Annotated in this window: 20 protein-coding genes; 8 read left to right on the forward strand and 12 right to left on the reverse strand. The window is 56.6% G+C overall.

The genetic code is table 11. From position 1 onward, the window contains the following. Positions 1–46: 46 nt before the first annotated feature. From RVM27_RS04885 to RVM27_RS04895, 3 genes are read left to right on the forward strand one after another with little or no spacing between them, the layout of a single operon-like run. On the forward strand, positions 47–2,668 hold the full coding sequence (locus RVM27_RS04885; protein ID WP_498957497.1) for a GAF domain-containing protein: 2,622 nt from the start codon (positions 47–49) through the stop codon (positions 2,666–2,668). After that, positions 2,665–4,434: an EAL domain-containing response regulator gene (locus RVM27_RS04890; RefSeq protein ID WP_498957498.1), complete on the forward strand. Its 1,770-nt coding sequence runs from the start codon at positions 2,665–2,667 to the stop codon at positions 4,432–4,434. The genes RVM27_RS04885 and RVM27_RS04890 overlap by 4 nt, the downstream gene beginning before the upstream one ends. Further along, entirely contained in the window at positions 4,424–5,287 is an 864-nt protein-coding gene (locus RVM27_RS04895; RefSeq protein WP_039175574.1) for a MurR/RpiR family transcriptional regulator, read from the forward strand. The genes RVM27_RS04890 and RVM27_RS04895 overlap by 11 nt, the downstream gene beginning before the upstream one ends. A gap of 8 nt (positions 5,288–5,295) precedes the next feature. Here RVM27_RS04895 and RVM27_RS04900 read toward each other — a convergent pair whose 3' ends face one another. Then, positions 5,296–5,655, reverse strand: coding sequence for a RidA family protein (locus RVM27_RS04900; protein WP_039175573.1), 360 nt, complete (start codon positions 5,653–5,655; stop codon positions 5,296–5,298). 99 nt (positions 5,656–5,754) lie between these two features. Next, the gene (locus RVM27_RS04905) at positions 5,755–6,231 is read right to left on the reverse strand and encodes an Lrp/AsnC family transcriptional regulator (RefSeq protein ID WP_039175572.1); all 477 of its coding nucleotides are present in this window, start codon (positions 6,229–6,231) and stop codon (positions 5,755–5,757) included. A 219-nt stretch (positions 6,232–6,450) separates the two neighbouring features. On the opposite strand from RVM27_RS04905, the gene RVM27_RS04910 reads away from it, so the two are divergent. After that, complete coding sequence (locus RVM27_RS04910) at positions 6,451–8,136, forward strand: 2-isopropylmalate synthase (protein ID WP_498957499.1); 1,686 nt, start codon at positions 6,451–6,453, stop codon at positions 8,134–8,136. A 49-nt stretch (positions 8,137–8,185) separates the two neighbouring features. On the opposite strand, the gene RVM27_RS04915 is transcribed toward RVM27_RS04910, so the two are convergent. Continuing rightward, positions 8,186–9,040, reverse strand: coding sequence for a universal stress protein (locus RVM27_RS04915; RefSeq protein WP_498957500.1), 855 nt, complete (start codon positions 9,038–9,040; stop codon positions 8,186–8,188). Positions 9,041–9,216: 176 nt separating this feature from the next. Here RVM27_RS04915 and crcB (RVM27_RS04920) point away from each other — a divergent pair, with 176 nt between their 5' ends. Genes crcB (RVM27_RS04920) through RVM27_RS04930 form a run of 3 tightly spaced genes read left to right on the forward strand, consistent with a single transcriptional unit; the run spans position 9,217 to position 10,976 of the window. Further along, complete coding sequence (gene crcB, locus RVM27_RS04920) at positions 9,217–9,594, forward strand: fluoride efflux transporter FluC (RefSeq protein ID WP_498957501.1); 378 nt, start codon at positions 9,217–9,219, stop codon at positions 9,592–9,594. Between the two features lie 13 nt (positions 9,595–9,607). After that, a complete protein-coding gene (gene crcB, locus RVM27_RS04925) occupies positions 9,608–10,003 on the forward strand; it encodes a fluoride efflux transporter FluC (RefSeq protein ID WP_498957502.1) in 396 nt (131 codons plus the stop codon). 7 nt (positions 10,004–10,010) lie between these two features. Continuing rightward, positions 10,011–10,976: an arsenic resistance protein gene (locus RVM27_RS04930; protein ID WP_498957752.1), complete on the forward strand. Its 966-nt coding sequence runs from the start codon at positions 10,011–10,013 to the stop codon at positions 10,974–10,976. Here RVM27_RS04930 and cfa read toward each other — a convergent pair. From cfa to RVM27_RS04975, 9 genes are all read right to left on the reverse strand, one after another. Beyond that, positions 10,969–12,129: a cyclopropane fatty acyl phospholipid synthase gene (gene cfa, locus RVM27_RS04935; RefSeq protein WP_498957503.1), complete on the reverse strand. Its 1,161-nt coding sequence runs from the start codon at positions 12,127–12,129 to the stop codon at positions 10,969–10,971. The genes RVM27_RS04930 and cfa overlap by 8 nt on opposite strands. A gap of 296 nt (positions 12,130–12,425) precedes the next feature. Continuing rightward, positions 12,426–13,178 (reverse strand): DUF1028 domain-containing protein, encoded by a 753-nt coding sequence (locus tag RVM27_RS04940; RefSeq protein ID WP_498957504.1) that lies wholly within the window; start codon positions 13,176–13,178, stop codon positions 12,426–12,428. Between the two features lies 1 nt (position 13,179). Next, a complete protein-coding gene (locus RVM27_RS04945) occupies positions 13,180–14,967 on the reverse strand; it encodes a gamma-glutamyltransferase family protein (protein WP_498957505.1) in 1,788 nt (595 codons plus the stop codon). 13 nt (positions 14,968–14,980) lie between these two features. Next, a complete protein-coding gene (locus tag RVM27_RS04950; protein ID WP_498957506.1) occupies positions 14,981–15,880 on the reverse strand; it encodes an ABC transporter permease in 900 nt (299 codons plus the stop codon). Next, positions 15,880–16,824, reverse strand: coding sequence for an ABC transporter permease (locus RVM27_RS04955; protein ID WP_491383625.1), 945 nt, complete (start codon positions 16,822–16,824; stop codon positions 15,880–15,882). The genes RVM27_RS04950 and RVM27_RS04955 overlap by 1 nt, the downstream gene beginning before the upstream one ends. 57 nt (positions 16,825–16,881) lie before the next feature. Then, positions 16,882–18,396, reverse strand: a complete 1,515-nt coding sequence (locus RVM27_RS04960; RefSeq protein ID WP_498957507.1) for an ABC transporter substrate-binding protein — start codon at positions 18,394–18,396, stop codon at positions 16,882–16,884. 59 nt (positions 18,397–18,455) lie between these two features. Next, positions 18,456–19,595 carry an ABC transporter ATP-binding protein gene (locus tag RVM27_RS04965; protein ID WP_498957508.1) on the reverse strand — a complete coding sequence of 380 codons (1,140 nt, stop codon included), beginning with the start codon at positions 19,593–19,595 and terminating at the stop codon, positions 18,456–18,458. Then, on the reverse strand, positions 19,592–20,614 hold the full coding sequence (locus RVM27_RS04970; protein WP_498957509.1) for an ABC transporter ATP-binding protein: 1,023 nt from the start codon (positions 20,612–20,614) through the stop codon (positions 19,592–19,594). The genes RVM27_RS04965 and RVM27_RS04970 overlap by 4 nt, the downstream gene beginning before the upstream one ends. Positions 20,615–20,873: 259 nt before the next feature. Then, entirely contained in the window at positions 20,874–22,382 is a 1,509-nt protein-coding gene (locus tag RVM27_RS04975) for an ABC transporter substrate-binding protein (protein ID WP_498957510.1), read from the reverse strand. 400 nt (positions 22,383–22,782) lie between these two features. On the opposite strand from RVM27_RS04975, the gene tnpC reads away from it, so the two are divergent. Then, positions 22,783–24,231: an IS66 family transposase gene (gene tnpC, locus RVM27_RS04980; RefSeq protein WP_154487592.1), complete on the forward strand. Its 1,449-nt coding sequence runs from the start codon at positions 22,783–22,785 to the stop codon at positions 24,229–24,231. The last annotated feature ends 339 nt before the right edge of the window (positions 24,232–24,570 follow it).

Consider the following 24,570-nt stretch of genomic DNA (forward strand, 5'->3'; position numbering starts at 1 on the left):
ATCTAATATGCTTTGATTGCATACGCTCACACACTCAGGAAATGCCATGCACGCGGCCGACTTACCAGACAATGAATCTCAGCGCCTGGCTGCCCTGCATGGGTTACACGTTCTCGACACTGCAGACGACGAAGGCTTTGCACGCCTGACGCAGCTGGCCTGCGAGCTGTTCGACGTACCCACGTCGCTGGTGTCGCTGGTGGACCGTGACCGGCAGTGGTTCAAGGCGCGTCAAGGGCTCGATGCCTGTGAAACCAACCGTGAAGTGTCGTTCTGCGCCCACGCCGTGGCGGCAGATGCACCGTTGGTGGTGGAAGATACTCACGAGGACGAACGCTTTTTCGATAATCCGCTGGTCACCGGGGCTCCCCACATACGCTTTTATGCGGGCCACCCTCTCCGGCCTGCTCAAGGGATGGTCGTGGGCACGCTGTGCCTGATCGGCCCCGAGCCACGCCCATTTTCCGACCGTGACCGCCGGCTACTCGAACAGCTGGCAGGCCAGGTCGATGAGCTGCTGCGTCAGCATCAGATGCGCTACCACCTCTCCCAGACGAATCTGCGCTACCAGACACTGTTCAATGGTAGCGCCACGGGCATCGTCCGAATCGACCGCACAGGCAAGGTGCTGAGCATCAACCCCTATGCGCTCAGCATGCTGGGCTATGCCCATCATGAAGTGGTAGGGCGCAACGTTTCCATGCTGACACCCGCGTCCATCCGTGACCAACATGACGGTTTCCTGGCCCACTTTCTGGCCGGAGGCGACCCCAGGGTGATTGGCCGTGGCCGGGAAGTCGACGCACTGCACCAGCAGGGCCACACCGTACCGGTGCATCTCGCGGTCAATGCCATTGCCGATGAAAAGGGGGAAATCGTCGAGTTCCTGGGCATCCTGACCAACTTGACGGATGTGCATGCCGCCACCAAGCGCATGCACAAGGAGCAGAGCCTGCTCAAGGTGTTGCATCAGGGTATCACCGACTATCAGGCGCTGATGTCCGGCGAGCAGCTGTGGACGTTCCTGATGGAGGCACTGCGCGAGCTGACCGACAGTGACTACGCCCTGATCGGCGAAGTGCTCCCCACGGACACCACCAGTGCCTTGAAGATCCACGCCATCACCGATCTGTCCTGGAACGACGAGTCGCGCCACCTGATGGAAATGCTGCGCAGTGGCGACATGACCCTGACCAATCCGGACTCGCTGCTTGGGCGGGTGTACGCCCATGGCGAAACGGTCATCACCGATGACGTCTATGGGCACAGCAAGCGGGGCGGCTTCCCTCCCGGTCACCCGCGGCTGGACAACTACCTGGGTGCGCCCATTTTCAGTGGCGACCAGTTGATTGGCATGTTCGCCATCGCCAACAGCAGACAACCGCTGGACCAGTCGCTACTCAACTGGCTGCAGCCCTTCACGGATACCTGTGCCCTGCTGATCAATCTTTATCGGCAAATGGCCGAACGCGAACAGGTCGCTCTGGATCTGGCCACGGCCCGTGACCAGGCTGAAAAAGCCAACCGAGCCAAGAGCGACTTCCTCTCTTCGATGAGCCATGAGCTGCGCACGCCACTGAATGCCATCATCGGCTTTGCCCAGTTGCTGGCCAAAGGTCGACGAGACCCGCTGAGCGAAAAGCAGCAGCGGCAGGTAGGCCAAATCGAGAAGAGTGGCCAGCACCTGCTGAGCCTGATCAATGAGGTGCTGGACCTGGCCAAGATCGAATCTGGGCACATGAGCCTGTCCATCGAGACCATTGCCCTCGATCGCTTGCTGGAAGATGCTGCCAGTACACTGGAAGCCAGCATCGAAGCCGCAGGCATTCACTTTCAGCGCCCGACCCTCGACTCGAGCTGGGTCGTGCAGGCAGATTACACCCGCACCAAACAGGTCCTGCTGAACCTGCTCTCCAATGCCATCAAATACAATCGCCCTCAGGGCAGTATCACCCTGGAGGTGGTGCCCCAGGCACCGATGCTGCGCGTCAGCGTGACCGATACTGGCAAAGGCATCCCTGCCGAACGTTTGGAAGAGTTGTTCGAACCCTTCAATCGGCTGGATGAGGAGCACGGCGTCATCGAAGGGACGGGCATCGGCCTGGCCATTACCCGTGAGCTGGTGGAGCGAATGGGGGGGGCCATTGGCGTGGACAGCCAACCCGAACGTGGCTCCACCTTCTGGTTTACCTTGCCCATGGCAGAAAAAAACACCGCCGAGCCTTCCTCGGCGGTGTCGGCAACGTTGGGAGACACTGCCTCACAGAGCAGCTACCGCCTGCTCTATATCGAGGATAACCCCACCAACCAGAAGCTCATGGAAGATATCGCGGACGACTACCCACACGTCCAGCTGCAAACCGTGTCCAGCGCCGAGCTGGGGCTTGAAATCATGCGTTACTCACCGCCCGACCTGGTGTTGCTCGACATCAACCTGCCGGGTATGAGCGGTTATCGAGCGCTGGAGATCATTCGCCACGATGAGCAGCTCAAGCACCTTCCCGTCATTGCCCTGTCGGCCAACGCCATGGAACGGGACATTGCCCGAGGCCTCGAGGCTGGCTTTGCCGACTACCTGACCAAGCCTATCGACCTCGACAAGCTCTCCGCGACCCTGAGCCACTATCTGGCTGTCGCCCCCGCTCACTCTCCAAGGATGGCCACATGACCCTGATGAGCAAGCGCTTACTCATCGTCGACGACAACAGCATCAACGTCGAGCTGCTGCTGGACCTGCTGGACGATCACGGTTTCGACCACGTGCAGGGAATCAGCGACCCTCGCCAGGTGCTGGGCCTGTGCCAACAACAGTTGCCCGACCTGATCCTGCTGGATATCCGGATGCCCTACCTGGATGGCTATGGGGTCATGTCACAGCTGCAGGCGCACTTCGGGGCTCAGATGCCGCCAGTCATCGTACTGACCGCCCAGATCGATGACGAAACACGCCATAAAGCGCTGAGCATGGGGGTACGTGATTTTCTCACCAAGCCTTTCAAGCATGACGAGGTACTCCAGCGCATTCGCAACACGCTGGATGTGGAACACCGTTATCAGGTACGCGACAAACAGGCCGAGACCCTCGAACAGATAGTGGCCAAACGCACCGAAGAGCTGGACCGCCAGTCGCGCACCGACCACATCACCCAGCTACCCAATCGACGGGCGCTGACCCAAACGCTGCAAGAGGCCGCCCAGGCAGGTGACGACACGGGCCTGCTGTTCATCGCCCTGGATCATCTCGACGATGTGGTACGCCTGCACGGCTACGGCGTTGCCGATCAGCTCATGGTGCATATCAGCCATCGGCTCCACGCCCAGCTATGTGAACGCTGCACCCTGGGCGTATGGGGCGGCAGCGAACTGCTGGTCATTGCCGATAGCAACGACCTCAAGGCCCTGCGCCAGCTGGCATCCAAGCTACTGAGCTGTTTCGATCAGGATCAGGCAGTGGGCGACCTGCTGTTGCCGCTCAATGCACGCATTGGCATCAGTTGGGCACAGGGCCCGTTCGACAGCGAACGGCTGGTGCACAAGGCTGCTCTGGCACTACCCCAGTCAGGCTCGCTGCGCATTCAAAGCTACAACGAAACGCTGGAAACCCAGCAGCGCCACCGCCTGCACCTGCAGCAGGCCATTCGTGGGGCGACCCAGCGTGGCGAGATGTCGTTGGCTTTTCAACCCAAGCTGTCGCTGGCCACTCAGCGGGTGCTGGGCGCCGAAGCGCTGCTGCGCTGGCACCATCCCGAGCTGGGGCATGTCTCGCCTGGGGATTTCATCCCCTTGGCCGAGGCCAGTGGCGATATTCTGTCGATTGGCGAGTGGGTGCTGGAAGAGGCCATGCGCCATATTGCCCAGTGGCGGCAGCAGAGCCTGCTGGACGATGACTTCCATATCGCCGTCAACGTGGCTGCGCGCCAATTGGCACGCAAGGACTTTGCCGAAGCGCTGCTGGCGCGACTCGCCCGGCACGGGATTCCGGCGCGCTTTTTTGCGCTCGAAGTGACCGAGTCTGGCCTGCTCAGCGACCTGGATAATGCACGTATCCAGTTGGCCCAGTTGGCGGATGTGAATATTGCCGTGGCCATCGATGATTTTGGCACCGGCCACTCATCCCTCGCTTATGTGAAGACCCTGCCTTTCTCGACGCTGAAAATCGACCGGGCCTTCGTCATGGATCTGGAAAAGGACGCCGTGGATCGTCACCTGGCCTTGACCATCACCCAACTGGCCCATGCGGTGGGCTGTGACGTCGTCGCCGAGGGCATCGAAACGGCTGCCCAGGCCGACTATTTGCGTTCGATAGGTTGCGAAGCGGCGCAAGGGTATTACTATGCTCGTCCACTGCCTGCAGATGAGTTTTATCACTGGTGCAGCCAGTGGACGCCTCGTTTACCCTCAACGCCTGCCACGGAGTCAGTCAATGGCGCATGACCTGCTAGACCGCCTAAGGGAACGTCTCGAAGAGCTGAATCGTTCGGAGCGCAAGGTGGCGAACGTGATCCTCGACGACCCGGCAGCCGCCACCAGCCTGAGCATTGCCAGCCTCGCTCAGGCGGCCAGCGTCAGCGAGCCTACCGTGAACCGGTTTTGCCGCAACTTCGGCGCCAAGGGTTATCCCGATTTCAAGATCAAGCTGGCGCAGAGCCTGGCCGGCGGAACGCCTTACGTGACCCGTGCCGTCGAGCCCGGCGATACGGCCACTCAGTACACGCACAAGATTTTCGGAGCCACCATTGCCGCCCTGGACGAAGCCCAGCGCGAGGTGGACATGGCCGCCGTCGAGCGCATGGTGGATTACCTGACCCAGGCCAAGCAGATTCACTTTTTCGGGTTGGGTGCCTCCGGCGCCGTGGCCCAGGATGCGCAGCACAAGTTCTTCCGCTTCAACTTGCCGGTCATGGCATATGTGGATGTGCTGATGCAACGCATGGTGGCTGCCGCCTGCCATACGGGCGATGTGGTGGTGATCATTTCCTACACGGGCCGCACGCGGGAACTGGTCGATATCGCCAAGGTAGCCCGCGAAGCAGGCGCCGTGGTGCTGGGGATTACCGCCCCCGACTCTCCGCTCTCACGGGAGTGCACCGCGACCCTGGAAGTCGCCACCCCCGAAGATACCGACCACTACATGCCCATGACCTCGCGCATGATTCAGCTCACCTTGATCGATGCGCTGGCCACGGGGGTCACCCTCAGGCGCGGCGAAGATTTCTTGCCGCACCTGAAGAAGATCAAGGACAGCCTGCGCGATACCCGCTTTCCGGCCGAAAAGCCCATCAAGTAACGTGGCGACTACGCATCTACCGCCGTGGTCACGGTAATCTCGACTTTCAACTCATCGGCAGGCATCGGTGCACACACGCAGGTGCGTGCCGGTGCATGGCCTTCCGGTACCCAGGCATCCCAAACCTCGTTCATGGCCGCAAAATCGCTGCCCTCCTTGAGGTAGATCGTCGCACTGAGCAACTGCTCGCGGCTGGAGCCGATCTCCTTCAATAGCGCATCCACCCGCGCCAGCATGCTCTCGGTCTGCTCCTTGATATCGCCATGGCGCGCCTCTGGCCCCGCCACCTGGCCACACAGATACGCCACGCCGCCATGAATCACGGCACGGCTCATGCGGGCTTTTGTATCATGACGCTGAATACTCATGGTTCAATCTCCTGTATCGATTAAAAAAAGCAGTGTAAACCGCCAGCAAGCCACTGCCTATGTCATATCGAACTGACCGGTCATATCGAACAGCCCGTCTCAGGTAGGTACCGGGCGGTGCTCGAAGACGCGGCGCAACACAAAGCTGGTATGCGCCCCCGTGACCCCTTCGATCCGATTGATGACATGCAGCAGCAGATGCTGATAGTCATCCATGTCCTTGACCAGAATCTTGAGCTGAAAGTCGGCGGCTTGACCCGTGATGATCAAGCACTCCACCACGTTGGGGATGTCACGCACGTGGCGCTCGAAGTTATCGAAGCGCTCGGGGGTGTGTTGATCCATGGAAATATGCAGCAGCGCCATCAGCTGATAGCCCAGCGGCCGAGCGTCCACCACGGCCCGGTACTGAGTAATCAGCCCATGGGTTTCCAGCGCCCGAACCCGGCGCAGGCAGGGGGATGGCGAGAGGCCTATGCGTTCGGCCAGTTCCTGGTTACTGATGCGCCCTTCCTGCTGAAGGATATCCAGGATACGACGGTCATAACGATCCAGCGTCAGGGGAGTCACCGACATGCTCGACAGCCTCTACTAATGAAATCCATAAACCCGCCATATTCTGCCACTTTTTCTGCCCACTGGCCTATTTTCGCAATAACCTTTCGCGGCATTCTGGTTACACTAGCATGGCTGCCAAAAGCAGCTGCTCCCAGGGCCTCTTACCCGGAGGCCTGGCACGCGGCTCACGCCACAAGCGGCCGCCTCAAACAACCTCATGCTTTCAGGAAACTCACCATGTCTGCCTTCGATCATCGCAAGTATCGCCCTGCCCCGCGGGTACCCGCGTTCAATCGCCAGTGGCCCGACCGGGAACTGACCCACGCTCCCATCTGGGTGAGCGAGGACCTGCGCGATGGCAACCAGGCGCTACTGGAGCCAATGACCGTCGAGCAGAAGCAGCGCTTTTGGCACCAGATCATCAAGGTCGGTATCAAGGAAGTGATGGTCGGCTTTCCCTCTGCCAGCCAGCCGGATTACGACTTCGTGCGCTGGTTGATCGAAGAGGACCAGATTCCCGATGACGTCACCATTGCGGTGCTGGTGCAGTGCCGAGAGCATTTGATCGAGAAAACGTTTGCCTCGCTGGTGGGCGTCAAGCGCGCCATCATCCACCTGTACAACTCCACGTCGACCATTCAGCGCGAACGGGTCTTCGAGATGGACCGCGAGGGCATTACCGACATCGCCGTTCAGGGCGCCACCTGGGTCAAGACCCATGCCGCGCAGTACCCCGACGTCGATTGGCGCTTCCAGTACTCCCCTGAAAGCTTCTCCAGCACGGAGATCGATTTTTCACTGGCCATCTGCGAAGCGGTCATGGATGTGTGGCAGCCCACGCCAGACAACCCGTGCATTCTCAACCTGCCCACCACCGTGGAAGTGGCCGGCCCACACCACCACGCCGACCAGATCGAGTACTTTTGCCAGCATATCAGCCGTCGGGATAGCGTGATCATTTCGGTACACACCCATAACGACCGGGGCGGCGCAGTGGCTTCTGCCGAGCTGGCCCTGCTGGCGGGTGCCGATCGCGTCGAGGGCACGCTGCTGGGCAACGGCGAGCGTACCGGCAACATGGATATCGTGACGCTGGCCATGAACCTGTACAGCCAGGGCATCGACCCGGCGCTGGATCTCTCCAACCCCGACGAGATCATCCAGGTCGTGCATGAGTGCACCGGCATTGCCATTCACCCCCGCCACCCCTGGGTGGGCGAGATGGTCTACACCGCGTTTTCCGGCAGCCACCAGGATGCCATTCGTAAATCGCTCAAGCATCAGAAGCCCGATGAGCCGTGGCAAGTGGCCTATCTGCCCATCGACCCCCATGACATCGGCCGCGACTACCAGGCAGTGATCCGGGTCAACAGCCAGTCAGGCAAAGGCGGCATGGCCTTTTTGCTGGAGCGCGACTACGGCATTCACCTGCCCCGCTGGATGATGCTGGCACTGGCCCCCCACGTGCAGAAAGAGAGCGAGCGGCGCAACAGCGAGCTCTCCAGCGCCATGGTCCGCCAAGTGATGTTCGATCAGTTTGCCCTGGATGCCCCGCTCTCCCTGGCGGATTATCGGCTTTCCAAAGGCCACCAGGAAGGCATCGACATTACCCTGTGGCATGGCACTGAAACACTACGCCTGTCCGGCACGGGTAACGGGGCCATGTCATCGTTCACCGACGCCTGGAAACAGCATACCGGCAGCCACGTGGCCATTCTGGACTACAGCGAGCACTCACTGGGGGGCAGCAGCGAGGCCAATGCCATTGCCTTCGTGCAGCTGAATATTGATGGGCAGCGCATCTGTGCCGTGGCGGAAGATAGCGACACGGTCAGCGCCTCGCTTAAAGCGGTGCTATCGGGGATTAACGCAGCGCAACCAACCCGCACCACTCAGCCAGAGGCCGCCACCAGCCTCGCGTAAGCCGCCTGGCCGCCACTAAGGGGTATAGCGGCGGCCAGGGTTTAGCTATTCAGCGCAGTATCAACACCGGTAAATGCGCATTACGCAGCATTGCCGTGGTGGTGCTGCCCACCAGCAGATGACGAATGCGCGAGTGGCCGTAAGCCCCCATAACGAGCAGGTCAATGTCCTTTTCTTGCTTATAAGCGCGCAGCGTCTCTTCCACCTCACCGGCGCGAATAACGCCTTCGGTTTGGTGGCCTGCGGCCCGGAGGGTCTCCATAGCCCACTGCAGCTGCGAGTGATTCTCTGCAGTCTCTGCGCCTACAATCACCACATGGCATGATGCGTCATCAAACAAGGGGCTTTTCGCCAGCATTTCAACGCCTTTTCGCGCTGTTTTGCTGCCATCGAAGGCCATCAGCACGCGTTTGGGCAGCGTAAACGCCTTCGGCACCATCAAGATGGGACGGTGAAGCTCACGTACCACGCGCTCAAGGTTAGAGCCCAAGTGGCCGCTGGCTTGGTGGGCCGTTTCCCCTCGCTTTCCTAGCACCAGCAAGCGGATCTCTTTTTCATGCTCGGCCAAGGTATCCACCAGGGTGCCATTGCGCTGCATACAGGGCGGCTCTGCAAACCCAGCCGCTTCTACCCGCGCTTTTGCGGCATCCAACATCAAGCGCCCCTGCTGGCGAGCAAGCTTGCCGCGCTGCTCTTCAATATCCGAGAGCTGTTTCAGAAGATGTTCCCGCGTGCCCAGGCCTAGATGGCCGGTTAAGTCAGGCTCCGCCACCTGCGTGTGGTTATCAACGGTGTGAAGAAAACGCAGCGGTGCCGAAAGCGCCGTGGCTGCCCAAACCGCATAGTCACACACACTTTCTGAATAGTGGGACCCATCAATGGCTGCTAACACGTAATCAGACATACTGGCTTCTCCTTGAGAGGGTGCACCAAACGTTGTCGTTATTCTGACTCTGTTGTACACGAAGACGTTGGACAGCAACACCGTCAGCGGCACGTTTTTAGGCGCTCCGACCTTGATGGATACAGATGCTACAATTAGCCGCCTATCAATAGATTCATCATAGGGCGAGGAGCAGCATGGGACATGGCATCACCAGCGTATTGCTCGTGGCGCTGGGCGGCGCACTGGGGGGTATCGGGCGCTTTGCCATTTCCAACGCGATGGCTCATGCGCTGGGTAAAGCCTTCCCCTGGGGAACACTCTGCGTCAACGCTAGCGGAGCGCTATTAGCAGGTTGGCTACTAGGCGTTTACGGCGTGGCTAATACACAGTCGCTTTGGCTATTTGCGGTAGCGGGCCTGTTAGGCGGCTATACCACGGTGTCGTCGTTTAGCTTGCAGACCCTTGAGCTGTGGCAGCGCGGCCAGGCAAATCGCGCCGCGCTCAATATGGTCGCTACGTTACTATTAGGCATCGCCATGGCAGCGCTAGGCTGGTGGTTGGCCCAGGGTTAGCAAGGAGTCCTTGATGAGTATCAACGCCTATCTAGCCGTCGGCCTTGGCAGCGCTATAGGAAGCGTTCTTCGCTATAGCGTTTCGCTGTCTTCTATGGCCGTGCTGGGTAGCCACTTCCCCTGGGGAACGCTATTGGTAAACGTGCTGGGCTCCTGCCTCATCGGCTGGTTAGCCGCGACAGCTTCACGCGCGTCACATGGCAAACTGGCGCGCCAGCAGCCGCTGTTAGTGGCCGGGTTTTGCGGCGGCTTCACTACCTTTTCGCTCTTCAGCCTGGAAACGCTGCACTTGGCACAGCAGGGCAGTATGGGGCTGGCGCTGCTGTACGGTATAGGCAGCCTGCCCCTCTGTGTATTCGCCGCCTGGATGGGCGAGCATTTGGCCCTTTTCAACCAACCAGCGGCCTAATCTCTTGATACGCGAACAGCTTGAACAGCAGCAGTCCTGGATTTATCTGGCTTTTATCGTGCTCGGGCTTTGCCTGGGCCTACTGGCCCCGGAACAAGTGGCAGCGCTTGAGCAGGCGCTATGGCCGCTGCTCGGTTTACTGCTCTACGCCACTTTCACCCAAATCCCGCTACTGCAGATAAAGCAAAGTCTCCAAGATATACGCTTTATGGCGGCGTTATTAATGGGTAACTTTATTGTTATTCCTGCGCTGCTGGGATTGTTGGTAGTGTGGCTACCCCTGCCGCCACCAGTGCTGGCGGGCGTATTACTGGTGCTGCTGGTGCCCTGCACCGATTGGTTTATTACCTTTACCCACTTAGGCAAAGGCGATGCGGCCCGTGCCATTGCCGCCACGCCACTTTTGCTGTTGGTGCAGATGATCGCATTACCGGTCTACCTGTGGCTGTTTTTAGGCAGCGAGTGGCTTCACTTAACGCTATCGCCCGCGCTATTGAGCGCCTTTTTGGGGATTATCGCCCTGCCTCTGCTACTCGCTTGGCTCACAGAACATGCGGCACACAGGTATGTGGCGGTGGAACGTACCACCCACGCACTTAGCCTGATGCCGGTACCGCTACTGGCTGTCGTCGTGTTGATTATCGCGGCGACTCAGGTCACGCAGGTGCTAGCGCTACGCCAGCTGCTATGGCAGGCAGTGCTCATTTTTGTGGGCTTTCTCATCGTCGCAGGGCTGTTGGGCAGGGTGCTCGGCGGGCTGTTTAAATTACCGCCCGCTAGTGCCCGGACGCTGGCATTTAGCTTTGGTACGCGTAACTCCTTTGTCATGCTGCCCATTGCCCTAACGCTGCCCAGCGGGTGGCAGGCTGCCGTAGTCGTGATTGTTTGCCAATCGCTAGTCGAGCTATTTGGCATGGTGGCCTTTATCCGCTGGGTGCCAGGCAAACTGCTGCCGGAGCGAGTGGTTAGCTAACACGGGAGTATCCACCAAGTATCCCTTGCTTGCTCATCACTAGCTGCCAGAGCTGAATTTGCCGGGCGCGAAAAGCCCCTGCACACACCAGCAGGTAATAGCGCCACATGCGGTAAAAGCGCTCGCCATACTGCTCTTTAAATCGCGGCCAGTGGGTTTCGAAGTTATGGTGCCAAGCCATTAATGTGCGGTCATAATCAGCCCCGAAGTTATGTATATCTTCAATAACGAACAGCGCCTCGGCAGCATCTGCAACCTGCCCCAGGGTAGGCAGTTCGCCGTTGGGAAAAATATACTTATCAATCCAGGGGTCGGTCACGGTATTGCTTAAGTTTTTACCGATGGTATGCAGCAAAAACAGCCCATTATCTTTTAAGCAGCGGTGAACAACGCTCATATACTCGCGATAGTTTTTATGACCTACGTGTTCAAACATGCCAATGCTCACCACGCGGTCAAACGTCTCGCTCTCTTCACGGTAATCCTGCAGGCGAAACTCTACCGGTAAGCCTTTTCTTAGCAGCCGCTGCCCAAATTCAGCCTGCTCCTTAGAAATGGTCAGGCCCACACACTCCACCCCATAATGCTCGGCAGCGTAGCCCATAAAACTGCCCCAGCCGCAGCCGATATCCAGAACACGCATCCCTGGTTTTAGCTGGAGCTTACGACAAATAAGGTCAAGCTTGGCTTCCTGGGCTTCATCCAGCGTTTGGGCATGTTTCCAGTAGCCACAGGTGTAGGTCATCCGCTGGTCGAGCATCGCGGCATAAAAGTCGTTGCCGAGATTGTAGTGCTTCTCCCCTACTTCCCACGCCCGCTTCGCTGTTTGGCGGTTGAGCAGGCGTGAACGTAGCGAGTGGTAAATCAGCTGGGTGGGCTTAATGCGTTGGCCAAGCTGGGCACGCATGATGCGGTAAAACAGCTCATCTAGCCGTATGGCATCCCACTCCCCTCGCATGTAGCTTTCGCCAAGTCCCAGATTACCTCGCGAAAGAGCACTATCGATAACGCCGGGTGCGTACAGCTGTATATCCCAAGGGCGGCTCCCATCCAGTTGGATGTCAGCCTCGCGCAATAGCTCGGCAATAAAACGGTGAGAGGGTGAGGTTGCATCAAAGCCAATAGGCGATTTTTCCAACGTTGGCATGTTCACGGCAGGCTCCTCGCTATTCCAGAGAGTGGATAGGTAACAACCTGCCTAACAGCATAGAACTGCATTGCAACATTAGCATTGTTAGATAGAGACAATTTGCACGCTGTATACTTTAAAAAGCCGACCCGATTAACAATTGAGGATCAGCTTCATGAAGGCTATAGCCTGCTAATAGGTCTCTATTCCGGTTTACAAAATAGAGACTAAAACACCGGTTCTCATCATCAATATTTAGTAAACCGGCCAAGACATTTCGTCTAGGACCTACTTAAGCATCTATAGAGACAATGCCGTCATCAGTGGAAATGATCCGTAGCATGTGACCGGCTCAGCCGACTCTCTCTATTGCGACGCTCCTCTTCGGCAGCTATCGCTCTATCAATGGGACCGCGGTCCACAGTCCCAGAAAAATTAGCTTCCGTCGGCATCACATCAGCGACATGCAGATAGCGCTCTTTTGCCACATCCAGAAGCCGCTCAAGCTCACTAAGCGGATCGGCATGATCGTCTACGCGAAGGTTAAGATAGGAATGCGACTCGCCGCGATGGATGAGCAGTCCCGCAGCCTGTCGACCCCGTTTGTCGCCCCCAGCCTCTTCACCGGCGCGCATCGCCATTAGCAGACGCTCGGCCATAGGCAAGTCTGTCCTGGAGGCATAGGTTTCGAAGGTAGCATCGACCACCTCAGAACCAGCCAGCATATTCCCCGCGACCGAGTGGCTGGCGCCGACCCGATGACCAGCCCATTCAATACAATCAACACCGGTATGGGTGGCAAAGTCGCCTGTACTGTCGATCATGTGGCATTGGCGAATTGCCGAGCCTCTATCTCGGGCGATGAAATCCTCCATTACCTCTGCGGCCAGGGCTCCTTCTTCCAGACGGCGCAGCCCCTCGGTGCCCCAGAGCGGATTGACGAAGGCCTGGGTGGCCACCGCACTCACACGACCAATATAAGGTACCGCCGCACCACAAGCGAAAAAGCGCGAGGCGACGATGATGCCGATTTCTCCGGTTACTACGTCTTTTGCTATGAGCGAATAAGTCATCTTAGCGGCCCACCGCATAGGCCTGCATCAGGCGTGGTGTCGCCGCCGCTCGCAGAGTGCCGTCCGGTTCACGCAAAGCCGCTGTCAGTCGGCCGATGCTCCAAGGTTCCGCGACAGTGACCTTGTGGCCCTTCGCACGAAGGCGCTTTATAGCTCCGTTGCTTACATTAGGTTCTATCATGATCTCTCCGACATAAGCAGCACGAGGGAAGAATGAGCCCTGAAAATGCATCGAGTGGAAAAGCGGCGCGTCCATTCCCTCTTGTAGGCTAAAGCCATGATGTACGAAGCGCAGGAACCAGATCAGTTGCCACTGATCCTGCTGATCTCCACCAGGCGAGCCAAAGACAAGACGCGCCCCGCCCTTCTCAGCCAGCGAGGGGGTCAACGTAGTGCGCGGTCGGCGGCCAGGCGCGAGCGACGTTGGCAGTCCTTCTTCGAGCCAGAACATTTGCGCGCGGCTATTGAGCGCAAAACCAAGCCCGGGAATGATTGGGTTCGACTGTAACCAGCCACCCGACGGCGTCGCCGCCACGCAATTACCCCACCTGTCAATCACGTCAAGGTGAACCGTGTCGCCACGCTTTTCGGTCAGATGTGCCATCGTTGGCTCTTGCGCATCGATCTCGGCTACCCCGAAACCTCTTGCGGCACGGGCAATATAGGCGTCAGCGAGATGTTCGAAACCAGGTACCCGGCCCGGCCGTTGCTCCATCGAAGCCTGCTGCGCAATCAGCTTTGCGCGCTCTGAGTTGTAGGCATCGGATAGCAAGTACGCCATTGGTACGTCGCTATGCGCTGGGTCGCCGTAATAGGCTTCGCGATCAGCATAGGACAGCTTGATCGCTTCGATGACCGTATGTATGAACTCCTCACCCATCGGGTCCATCGCTGCAAGATCGAAATGCTTGAGTATCGCGAGCGTCTGCAGAAGAACCGGCCCCTGGCTCCAAGGTGCGGTTTTGTACACCGTCCAGCCTTGATAGGAATAGCTAAGCGGCACCTCAAAGCTTGCACGCCAACCGGCCATGTCCTTGGGAGCTAACACGGCGGCATGTTCGGTGCCGGACACGTCATGCACTTTTGCGTCCTTGAGATAATCGAAGATTGCTTCAGCAACAAAACCCTCGGCCCAGGCCTCGCGTGCAGCTTCAATTTGAGCCACACGCTCATCACTTGCTGCCTCTCCGGTTTCAACGAGGCGTTGGTAGGTCGCAGCCAAGTCTGGGTTGCGAAAAAGTCTGTGGGCCTGAGGTACTTTGCCTCCAGGTGTCCAGACAGAAGCAGAGCTGGGCCAATTTTGGGCAAAATAGCATGAAAGATTCTCAATCGTGGCCGCGACGCGCGGCAGTATTGGGTGCCCATTTCTAGCATAACCAATGGCGGGCGCCATTACTTCATGTAGCGACATCGTGCCGTGATCACGCAGCAGCAGCATCCAGCCATCGAAAGCACCAGGCACTACAGTGGAGAGCAAACCAGAGCCAGGAATCAGCTCCAACCCTTCACTACGATAATGCCTGATTGTTGCACCCTCGGGTGCTATTCCTTGCGCACAAAGAACGCCGTTCCCGCTCTTGATATCGTGAAATATTGCAGGCAGATCGCCTGCTGGTCCGTTGAGGTGCGGCTCAACGACCTGAAGCGTCAGGCCAGTCGCTACAGCAGCATCAAAAGCGTTGCCGCCCTTTTCGAGAACCCCCATTCCAACGGTTGAAGCAATCCAGTGTGTCGAAGTGACAACACCAAAGGTGCCACGAATTTCGGGACGAGTCGTGAAATTGCTCATTAAGTCTCCCTTCTTACTGCTCACGTGGATCAAGGGCATCGCGCAGCCCGTCTCCCAGCAGGTTGAATCCGAGTACAACAAGGAAGATCGCAATGCCGGGCCAGAGCGCCATCCAAGGTGCTTGACTAAGGAAATTCTTGGCGGTGTTGAGCATTGCCCCCCAGGAAGGCGCAGGTGGCTGCTGGCCGAGGCCGAGGAATGACAGCGAAGCCTCAGCGATAATCGCAGTGGCTATGGTCAATGTTGCCTGTACCAAGATCGGCGGCAGTACGTTCGGCAAGATGTAGCGTCTCAGTATTTTGGAGGCTGGAAGACCAATGGCGCGAGCACTGTCAACGTAATCCTCAGACACGACCATCAACACCTGACCCCGCGTCAGGCGAATGAACAGGGGAGTTGCAGCTATTCCGATCGCAATCATCGCATTAGTCAACGAGGGTCCAAGAAAGGCCGCCAAGGCGATGGCTAGAATTAGAAATGGCGCGGCAAACAGCGCTTCAGTGCAACGCGAAACCGCTGCATCTGTCCAACCACGAAAATAGCCTGCGGCAATACCTAAAGGCACGCCGAGCGCCACGGCAATCAGAACCGAGACAACACCTGCCAGAAATGAAGCACGTGCCCCCCAAATCATCCTCGACAAAACATCCCGTCCGATCTCATCAGTGCCCATGAGATGCGCGGCGGAGGGCGCCTCTCGTACCGCTCCCCAATCAGTTGCAGTGGGATCAGCCACAGGCAAAATCGGTGCTAGCAACGCGATGACGATGAAAAAAACTACTATGATACCTCCAAGCATGGCACTACGATGAGTTCGGAACTTCTTCCAGACCCGGTTTTCGGGTTTGCGATCGAGAACTGGGTCATTTGCGCTGTTAGGGTCGAGAGTAGTCGGTGTTATAACTTGAGACATCACTGTTTCCTCAGACGCGGGTTCAGCAGGACATAAGCGACATCGGCCAAGAGGTTCATAAAAATAAAGCCAACGGCAGTCACCAGAATAATACCTTGCACTACGGCGTAATCGCGTGAGAACACGGCATCGACGACCAGCTTACCGAAACCTGGAATAGTAAATATTTGTTCTGTCAGTACGGCTCCTGCGATCAGTTCTCCGAACAGCAGCGCGGTCAGTGTCACGATCGGCGTTAGAGCGTTGCGGAAGGCGTGTAGCAGAATTACCCTGCGCTCTTTCAATCCTTTCGCACGGGCGGTGCGCACATAGTCGGAGGTCAATACAGTCAGCATAGCCGAGCGTGTATGACGCATCAGCGCCGCTGCTAGGGCGGTACCAAGCACAAAAGCCGGCATGACCATCACTTGCAATGATCGCACAGGGTCCTCGCTAAACGGTACATACCCGCTTGCCGGCAGTAGCCCCCATTTCACTGAGACTAGCAAGATCAGCATGATTCCCAGCCAAAAATTTGGTATCGACAGCCCGGAAAGAGCCACAAAGTTAGCCAAGTAATCAGTAAATGTGCCCTTGTAAATGGCAGAGACGATACCGGCCGGTATGCCGATGACAAGAGCAAAAATCATCGCCATTGTGGCAAGTTGGATAGTCACCGGAAGCTTTTCGCCTATCAGTGTGGTAACCGGCTGATTCGTGCGCAGCGATATGCCCAGATCGCCGGTCATAGCATTGCCTAACCATTTTAGGTATTGCACTGGAACGGGATCGTTGAAGCCATATTTTTCGCGCAGAAAGTTTAGCGTCTCAGGATCTCTATCCTCACCCGCCATGGCCAGCACTGGGTCGCCTGGCAAAAGATGCTGAAGGGTGAATACGAAGATTGATATTAGGATGATTGTCGGAATCGCGATAAGAACACGACGCAGGATGAAGGACAGCATCTCGGCTCCAGATATGAGGCCGCACGCCCCTATCGGGGTGCGGCAGAGGTTTCTAGATTAGTCCTCAGACATGGATACGCCTTCAAGGCGAATCATCCCGTCAGGGTAGGGAGTGAAACCCTCGATTGAGGAATCATAAGCCCACAGCCAAACCTCGTGGTAAAGATATACCAATGGCAGATCCTCATTTAGGATATCTCCCGCTGCGTGATAACTTTCTTTACGTGTTTCTACATCGATTGAGCGGCGGGCTCCATTCAGTAATCGATCCACATCGTCGTTTGAATAGCCGGAATCGTTGATGCCCCCGCCGGTGGTGACGAACTGATGCAAATTGCCGTCAGGGTCGACTCGTCCAGACCAGCCGATAAGGCTTGCTTGATAGTCACCCGCCGTCTGGTCTGATAGAAGCGTAGCGAATTCTTTAGACTCAAGGTTGAGTGTTATGCCAACATCACTGACCATGGATTGCATAACCTGCCCTACCTGCAACCCGACGGGATTGTTGGCTACCTGCATATCAACGGTGATGCCATCACCATAGCCTGCCTCTTCAAGAAGTGCGCGAGCCTGTTCGACGTCCCGCTCCGGCACCGGATGTTCTTTGTCATACCAGGGACTCTCCGGGGGGAACGGCTGATTGCCGGGTTCGAATGCGCCGTTAAAGACCACCTGGTTCAACGCCTGTCGGTCAATGGCTAGGCTGAAAGCCTGCCGCACCAGCGCGCTTTCACCCAGTGGATTGTCGGCTTGCGCACCATTATTCACATTGATGGTAACAGCCTGATAGCCAATACCCGTTGCCCGTGCCACCTCAATGTCAGAGTCTTCCTCTACGGCCGTCAGGTCAGGCGCCGCCAAACGTTCGATCATGTCGAGATCGCCTGATTGCAGGTTCGCCAAACGCACGGTGGTGTCTGGGATCGGTAAATAAATCACACTCTCAAAATTGATCTCGTCGGCATTCCAGTACTCGTCGAACTTGTTCAGCACGATTCGATCCTGCTGCACCCGTTCTTCAAAGGCGAATGGCCCCGAACAGACAGGATTAGCCCCAAAACCGGCCCCTGCCTTTTCAAAGGCGGTGGGTGACATCATCATTCCCGAGCGATCAGCGAACTGCGCCAGAACCGTAGCATCCGGCTGAGAGAGCGTGAAGCGCACGGTATAATCTCCAATCGCTTCTGCCTTTTCTATCGAAGCCAGTTCAGATTTACGGCGAGATTCATCAAGGGTCTGAGAACGCTTGACATTAGCCACCACGGCTTCAGCATCGAAAGCAGTACCATCGTGGAAGATCACATCATCACGCAGGCTCATGGTCAGCTCGGTACCATCCTCGCTCCATGTCCATTCGGTGGCAAGCTGAGGGATGATGTCTAGCTCAGGCGTGATGTCTACTAATTTGTCGCAGAGCGATGTATAGACGATACGGCCCACAAAAGTGCGAGACTGATCGGGATCAAGCACATCGGGATCTTCCTGCAAACCAATCCTGAGATCCTGAGCTTGAGCCCCGAAAGCCGTCGCTCCTAGCAATGCGGTGGCAAGTGTCATATATCGAAACTTCATAGGTCATTTCCTTGTTGTGGCAGTAGCTGATTAATCATGTTTATTCGTCTTTCGCCTTGTCACACACCGTCAGCCCGGCCCGTCATAGCATCATCAGAGGTGGAGGCAATTGGGACGAACTTTTCCCCACCACTTGCCTGCGCATAAAAAGCAAAACGCATTTCGGCCGCTGACGAGCGCGGCGCCTCAGGAATTAACTGGACATCATTGGTCGATGCAGCAATTTCTTCAAAGAAGTGGCAGGCGGCACGCTGGCCCGTTGAGGTGTCAACCTGCCGTAGCTCCGGCACCTCTTGGCGGCAGGTGTCGCGGACGAAGGGGCAGCGAGTGTGGAACCGGCAACCGGCTGGCGGATCGATCGGACTTGGAATATCGCCGGTCAAGGGGATCTGGTGACGGGTACGCCCATACTCAGCCACCGGTATCGCCGATAGCAGAGCCATCGTGTAAGGATGACGCGGCGCCTCAAAAATACGGTCACAAGGGCCCTCTTCAACGATTCGCCCCAGATACATAACCGCCACGCGATCACTCATGTGCCGGATCACTGCGAGGTCGTGGGCAATTACCACCAGCGTTAAACCCAACGCGTCACGCAGATCCGAAAGTAGGTTGATAATTTGCGCCTGCACACTGACATCAAGTGCCGAAACGGGTTCGTCACCGACGATCAGCTTCGGGCCAGACGCGAGCGCGCGCGCTATACCGATTCGCTGGCGTTGACCACCGGAAAATTCATGTGGGTACCGATCGGCATGCTCGGGTCGCAGACCAACCTGGCACAGCAAATCTGATACCCGTGTACGGCGGTCTTTCGCCGACACGGTCGGGAAATGTGTTTCGATCGGCTCAGCCACAAGCTTACCCACTGTCATGCGCGGGTTTAGCGAAGAGAATGGGTCTTGAAAGATGAACTGCATATCACGGTGCAGTGTCCTCAGCTCCGTGCCGGTCAGCTTGTCGATCTGCCGCCCGTCGAAAAGCATTTCGCCCTTTGTCGGCTCGATCAACCGTGTCAACATCCTCGCTAAGGTGGATTTCCCACAGCCCGATTCACCGACAATTGCATAAGTTTCACCCGGCGCTACAGCTAACGAGACGTCATCTACCGCATACACTTTATCGGGTCGTCGAAATAGCGAACCCCCGACATCGAAATGGCAGACCAGATGATGCGCTTCGAGAATTGGTTGCGTCATGCCGATCTCTCCAACATCCGTTCCAGAGGCGCGAAATGGCAGGCAGCGAAGTGTCCCGCTCCGAAGTTGCGCTCAGGGGGAGGTTCCGCACAGATTGGCTGAGCGAAAGGACAGCGGGTAGAGAACCGGCAACCCTCGGGCATCGTCGCAGCTGTCGGCACCGATCCGGGCACTGTGGTTAGCCGTGACCGTGGGCCCGTTAGCCTTGGAATAGAGGACATAAGTCCAATAGTGTAGGGATGCTGCGGATCGTTGAAAATCCGTTCTGCCGGTCCAGATTCGACGACAGTGCCAGCATACATAACAGCTACGTTCGTCGCGATCTGAGCGACAACGCCAAGATCGTGAGTGATCATGATCGTGCCCATATTTGCGTCGCGCTGCAATTCGAGGATCAGATCGAGAATCTGCGCTTGGATAGTCACATCAAGCGCCGTAGTCGGCTCGTCGGCGATCAACAGCGCCGGATCGTTAGCTAGAGCCATGGCGATCATTACTCGCTGACGCATGCCACCCGACAACTGATGCGGATACTCATCAAGCCGCGCTTCGGGGGCGGGGATGCCTACCTTGCGAAGCATCTCTATCGCCCGATCCCGCGCTTGGTCCTTAGATACTTCATTATGGGCAAGCACCGCCTCGACGATCTGGTAGCCGATACGAAAAGCAGGATTCAGCGACGTCATCGGTTCTTGAAAGATCATTGCCATCGACCGGCCCCGCAGCTGTCGAAGGGCCTCGCGGTTCGAAAGATCCAGCGGTGCTCCGCAAAAGCGAACATCCACATCACTCATTTCCGCGATATTCGATGGCAAAAGTCCCATTAACGCCAGAGAACTAACGCTCTTGCCACAACCAGATTCACCGACGATACAGAGCGTCTCACCAGCGCGCACCGTATAATGGATCGATTTCAACAGATCACTTTGCTCGCCACGAAAACGCATACTGAGAGATCGCACCTCAAGCAAGGGCACCTCGGACGCCTGAGCTTTTGCGGAATTTTCTTGATCAGTCATGAAAGCAACCAATTCAACTGTTCCTTAATTTGAAGCCGGACTAAACAATACCGAGAGTCCCGACAAGGTGAACAAAGTTTGGGCTGAATGAACGATGTAGAATTTGATATCGCGCCATTCGACCATAAGTCGTGCTGCCGGGCATCGTGTCGCGTCGACCAAACTCCGCGCTTGGGCTAGCGATCAACACGATCTTGGCCTGAATCGCCAAGATCGGTGCAGAGAAAGGCCCAACAATGCTATGACAGGGGGAGTCTAATTATTGGAGCTTAACGCCCTCAAGGCGGATGCGTCCGTCAGGCCAAGGCTTAAATCCCGTTACCTCATTGCGCATCGCCCAAAGCCAGGTAGGATGGTAGAGATATACCAGGGGTGCGTCCTGAACGAGAATGTCACGCGCCTGATCGTAATACTCTTTACGCTCGTCCGTATCAGTTGTCTCGCGGGCCGCATTTAGAAGCCTGTCGACATCTGCGTTGGAATAGTGGGCGTCATTTATCCCGCCACCTGTAGTGACAAACTGGTGTAGGTTAGCGCTGGGATCAACATAGCCTGACCAGCCGACTTGGCTTGCGGTAAAATTGCCTGCAGTTTGGTCAGACAACATGGTCGCGAATTCCTTCGTGGTGATCTTTATATCAATACCGACCTCCGAGGCCATCGCCTGTACGACCTGCATCAACTGCATTGGCTCACTGGTATTGGGCACCTGTATGTCTAATGACAGCCCGTCGGGATATCCTGCCTCAGCTAAAAGCGCGCGAGCGCGCTCCAAATCGCGTGGTGGGATGGGGTGCTCCATGTCAAACCAAGGTGACTCTGGCGAATAGGGCTGATTAGCCGGGGTGAAAGCTCCCTCGAACACTACTTGATTAAGCACTTCGCGATCGATTGCATAACTTAGCGCCTGCCGCAGTAGCGGCTCATTGCCCCATGGAGTATCACCCCGGGAGCCGTTGTTTATGTTGAAGGTCAGCCCCTGATATCCCAGCGACGTGACACTCTCAACCTCAATCCCTTCATCTTCCTGCGTCTGCTCTAGATCAGACGTCGCCAGTCTCTCGATTAGATCTAGATCACCCGATTGCAGGTTAGCTAACCGCACGGTGGTATCAGGGATTGGCAGGTACACCACTCGATCCAGATGAATCTCGTCGGCATTCCAATAATCTTCGAACCGCTCGAGTACAATACGATCCTGCGCGACCCGGTCAACAAAACGGAAAGGCCCAGAACATATCGGATTGTTGCCGAAATCTGCTCCGGTCGCACGAGCAGCTTTAGGCGACACCATCATTCCTGGTCGGTTAGCCATCTCGGCTAACAGTGCCGCGTCAGGATGATCCATGTTTATGCGAATTTCATAGGGTCCTAGCACCTCAGTTCCTGTAACAGAAGCCAAATCCGATTTGCGCCTGCTCTCCTCCAACGTCAACGAGCGATTAATATTGTAGGCAACTGCTTCCGCGTCAAATGGCGTTCCATCATGAAAGGTTACGTCATCGCGCAGATTAAAGGTCAGCGATGTGCCATCTTCCGACCACTTCCAACCTGTAGCCAGTTGAGGAGTTAGTTCAAGATCCGGCGTGATATCTACAAGCTTGTCGCATAGAGCAGTAAAAACGATTTCGCCGACGAATGTTCGTGACTGATCAGGGTCGAGCACATCACTATCCGATTGTAATCCAATACGCAGCTCCTGAGCCGTAGCGCCACTAGCTATTGCAGTGGCTAGCACAGAGACGGCGACAAATCGAAGAAAAAGCATATACTGGCATCTCCATCTTAGGCTTCGTTGCCTATGTCGCTTGAATCTAACCAAGTTATTAAGCGTGCTTGATTAGCTTTGTAACAAATCATAAGGAAAAATCGTGCCATTTATAAAAAAATCATAAATAACAAAAGCTTAAATAAAAATAAAAAATTGAAACATTGATTCCCCTACAGAAATTTAAGTATTTTTATTCAAAATGATGCTTAGCCTCTCTCTCATGCACCATAAAGCAGCATTTAAAATCACACTCATGATCATTCATGCACAGCAAGAGGGTTGCATAATATTTGCTTATCGACTAGTAACTATTCAGGTGGCTGCGGATGGGATATCGCCAACCAGCTGATTTTTCTGGCATAGTGTGCCTAATCCTTCGGCATATCTATGCGGTGACATGACCATCAGCGATATCAACGTCGACGAGGCTCTGGAGCGGGTCCGACAGCAGCTCAAGGAAGACCAGACGGTCTCTCCGTCGCTGCGTGCGGCCATCGATGTGCTGATGTTGCTGGTCAAGCTCATGGCCGATCGCCTGGCCACCAGTAGCCGCAACAGCAGCAAGCCACCGTCCCAGGATCCCAATCGCCAGCGCCGCTCGCGCGCCAAAGGCGAGCGGCGCCCCGGCGGACAGCCAGGGCATGAGGGTAAGACGTTGGCGCCGGTGACGGACCCCGACGAGGTGGTCAAGCTCCGTGTCGATCGTCGGCAACTCCCCAAGGGGCGTTCTTACCGCCCGGTCGGCGTCGAAACGCGCCAAGTGCAGGACATCGTAATCCAGGCCGTGGTCACCGAATATCAGGCTGAGGTCCTCGAAGATGATCAGGGGCAACGCTACGTGGCGCCATTCCCCGAGGGCGTGACTCGCCCCATCCAGTATGGCCCTCGCCTCAAGGCGCATGTCGTCTATCTCTCCCAGTATCAGCTGTTGCCCTATGCGCGTATCCGCGAGTTGCTCACCTCGCAGTGCGGCCTGTCGCTGAGCACCGGCACCCTGTTCGCCTTCAACCAGGAGGCCTACCAGCGGGCCGAGGCGTTCGCCGAGTGGGTGATCCCGGCGCTACGTGAAGCAGCCACCGTCCATGCCGATGAAACCGGAATGCAGGTCGGTGGCAAACGCTACTGGCTACACAGCGCCTCCAACGAGGCCCTGACCTGGTTGGCCCCGCACCCCAAGCGCGGCCAGGAAGCGATGGACGCCATCGGCGTATTGCCCTTCGTGCGTGGCGTGCTGGTGCATGATCACTGGAAGCCCTACTACCGCTATCCGGATTGCCGGCACGCGCTCTGTAATGCGCACCACCTTCGGGAGCTGACAGCGGCCTGGGAGAACGATGGCCAGGCATGGGCCAAGGCCTTGCATGACCTGTTGTTGGAGATGCATCGCGCCGTGGAGGTGGCCGACGGCTGCCTCTCGGCCGATGAGACCCGAGCCTGGCGGCAGCGCTATCGAGATTGCCTGGCGAAAGGGGACGCCGAGTGCCCCCCGCCGGTGAAACCGCCACCTGGAACGCGAGGCCGGGCCAAGCGCACCAAGCCGCGCAACCTCCTGGAACGCCTCCAGGCGTACGAGGACGACGTGTTGCGCTTCCTCGACGACCCTGCCGCTCCCTTCACCAACAACCAGGGGGAGCGCGATCTGCGAATGACCAAGGTCCAGCAGAAAATCTCGGGCTGTTTCCGCTCCTGGGAGGGTGCTGAGATCTTCTGCCGCATGCGTAGCTTTCTCTCGACCGCCGTCAAGCAAGGGGTAGCGGCGCATACCGCACTGGAGCAACTGTTTGCGGGGGAGGTGCCAGCCTTCATGCAGCAAGAAGCCCCGACTCAGCCAACCGGTGCTGAATAGTTACATCGACTATTTATTATTAAACTGACAAACAAAGACGAGACAGCCATTGGACTGACCAAAAAATAAATTTTTTATAGAAAATTCTTTTATTCACTGCCACATTAAAACTACTTACTTTAAATTAGTGATAGAGAATTTTTTATAGGAAAAAAGCATTTTTCTTATAAAGATTTCACTAAAAATATCAAAGCAGCCCTTTATTAATCTTATTAAAAATATAATTTTCAATAAGATTAAGTTAACAACTGGCTAAAAACCCATATAAAATGAGGTTGCTATGACAAAAAACCAACTGACACAGGACTAGTTAAAAATGTGTATCAATGAAAATCATGC

Origin of the sequence: Halomonas sp. KM007 (genome assembly GCF_050709225.1) — a bacterium.
GTDB lineage: Bacteria > Pseudomonadota > Gammaproteobacteria > Pseudomonadales > Halomonadaceae > Vreelandella > Vreelandella hamiltonii.

What these genes read in the sequence shown, in the direction of transcription:
- RVM27_RS04960 (WP_498957507.1), bottom strand. Translation starts at nt 18,396, where the DNA reads ATGAAGTTTCGATATATGACACTTGCCACCGCATTGCTAGGAGCGACG.
- RVM27_RS04905 (WP_039175572.1), bottom strand. Translation starts at nt 6,231, where the DNA reads ATGTCGGTGACTCCCCTGACGCTGGATCGTTATGACCGTCGTATCCTG.
- RVM27_RS04895 (WP_039175574.1), top strand. Translation starts at nt 4,424, where the DNA reads ATGGCGCATGACCTGCTAGACCGCCTAAGGGAACGTCTCGAAGAGCTG.
- RVM27_RS04910 (WP_498957499.1), top strand. Translation starts at nt 6,451, where the DNA reads ATGTCTGCCTTCGATCATCGCAAGTATCGCCCTGCCCCGCGGGTACCC.
- RVM27_RS04940 (WP_498957504.1), bottom strand. Translation starts at nt 13,178, where the DNA reads ATGACTTATTCGCTCATAGCAAAAGACGTAGTAACCGGAGAAATCGGC.
- RVM27_RS04945 (WP_498957505.1), bottom strand. Translation starts at nt 14,967, where the DNA reads ATGAGCAATTTCACGACTCGTCCCGAAATTCGTGGCACCTTTGGTGTT.
- crcB (WP_498957502.1), top strand. Translation starts at nt 9,608, where the DNA reads ATGAGTATCAACGCCTATCTAGCCGTCGGCCTTGGCAGCGCTATAGGA.
- RVM27_RS04970 (WP_498957509.1), bottom strand. Translation starts at nt 20,614, where the DNA reads ATGACTGATCAAGAAAATTCCGCAAAAGCTCAGGCGTCCGAGGTGCCC.
- RVM27_RS04975 (WP_498957510.1), bottom strand. Translation starts at nt 22,382, where the DNA reads ATGCTTTTTCTTCGATTTGTCGCCGTCTCTGTGCTAGCCACTGCAATA.
- tnpC (WP_154487592.1), top strand. Translation starts at nt 22,783, where the DNA reads ATGACCATCAGCGATATCAACGTCGACGAGGCTCTGGAGCGGGTCCGA.
- RVM27_RS04965 (WP_498957508.1), bottom strand. Translation starts at nt 19,595, where the DNA reads ATGACGCAACCAATTCTCGAAGCGCATCATCTGGTCTGCCATTTCGAT.
- RVM27_RS04885 (WP_498957497.1), top strand. Translation starts at nt 47, where the DNA reads ATGCACGCGGCCGACTTACCAGACAATGAATCTCAGCGCCTGGCTGCC.
- RVM27_RS04900 (WP_039175573.1), bottom strand. Translation starts at nt 5,655, where the DNA reads ATGAGTATTCAGCGTCATGATACAAAAGCCCGCATGAGCCGTGCCGTG.
- RVM27_RS04950 (WP_498957506.1), bottom strand. Translation starts at nt 15,880, where the DNA reads ATGTCTCAAGTTATAACACCGACTACTCTCGACCCTAACAGCGCAAAT.
- RVM27_RS04915 (WP_498957500.1), bottom strand. Translation starts at nt 9,040, where the DNA reads ATGTCTGATTACGTGTTAGCAGCCATTGATGGGTCCCACTATTCAGAA.
- crcB (WP_498957501.1), top strand. Translation starts at nt 9,217, where the DNA reads ATGGGACATGGCATCACCAGCGTATTGCTCGTGGCGCTGGGCGGCGCA.
- RVM27_RS04955 (WP_491383625.1), bottom strand. Translation starts at nt 16,824, where the DNA reads ATGCTGTCCTTCATCCTGCGTCGTGTTCTTATCGCGATTCCGACAATC.
- RVM27_RS04890 (WP_498957498.1), top strand. Translation starts at nt 2,665, where the DNA reads ATGACCCTGATGAGCAAGCGCTTACTCATCGTCGACGACAACAGCATC.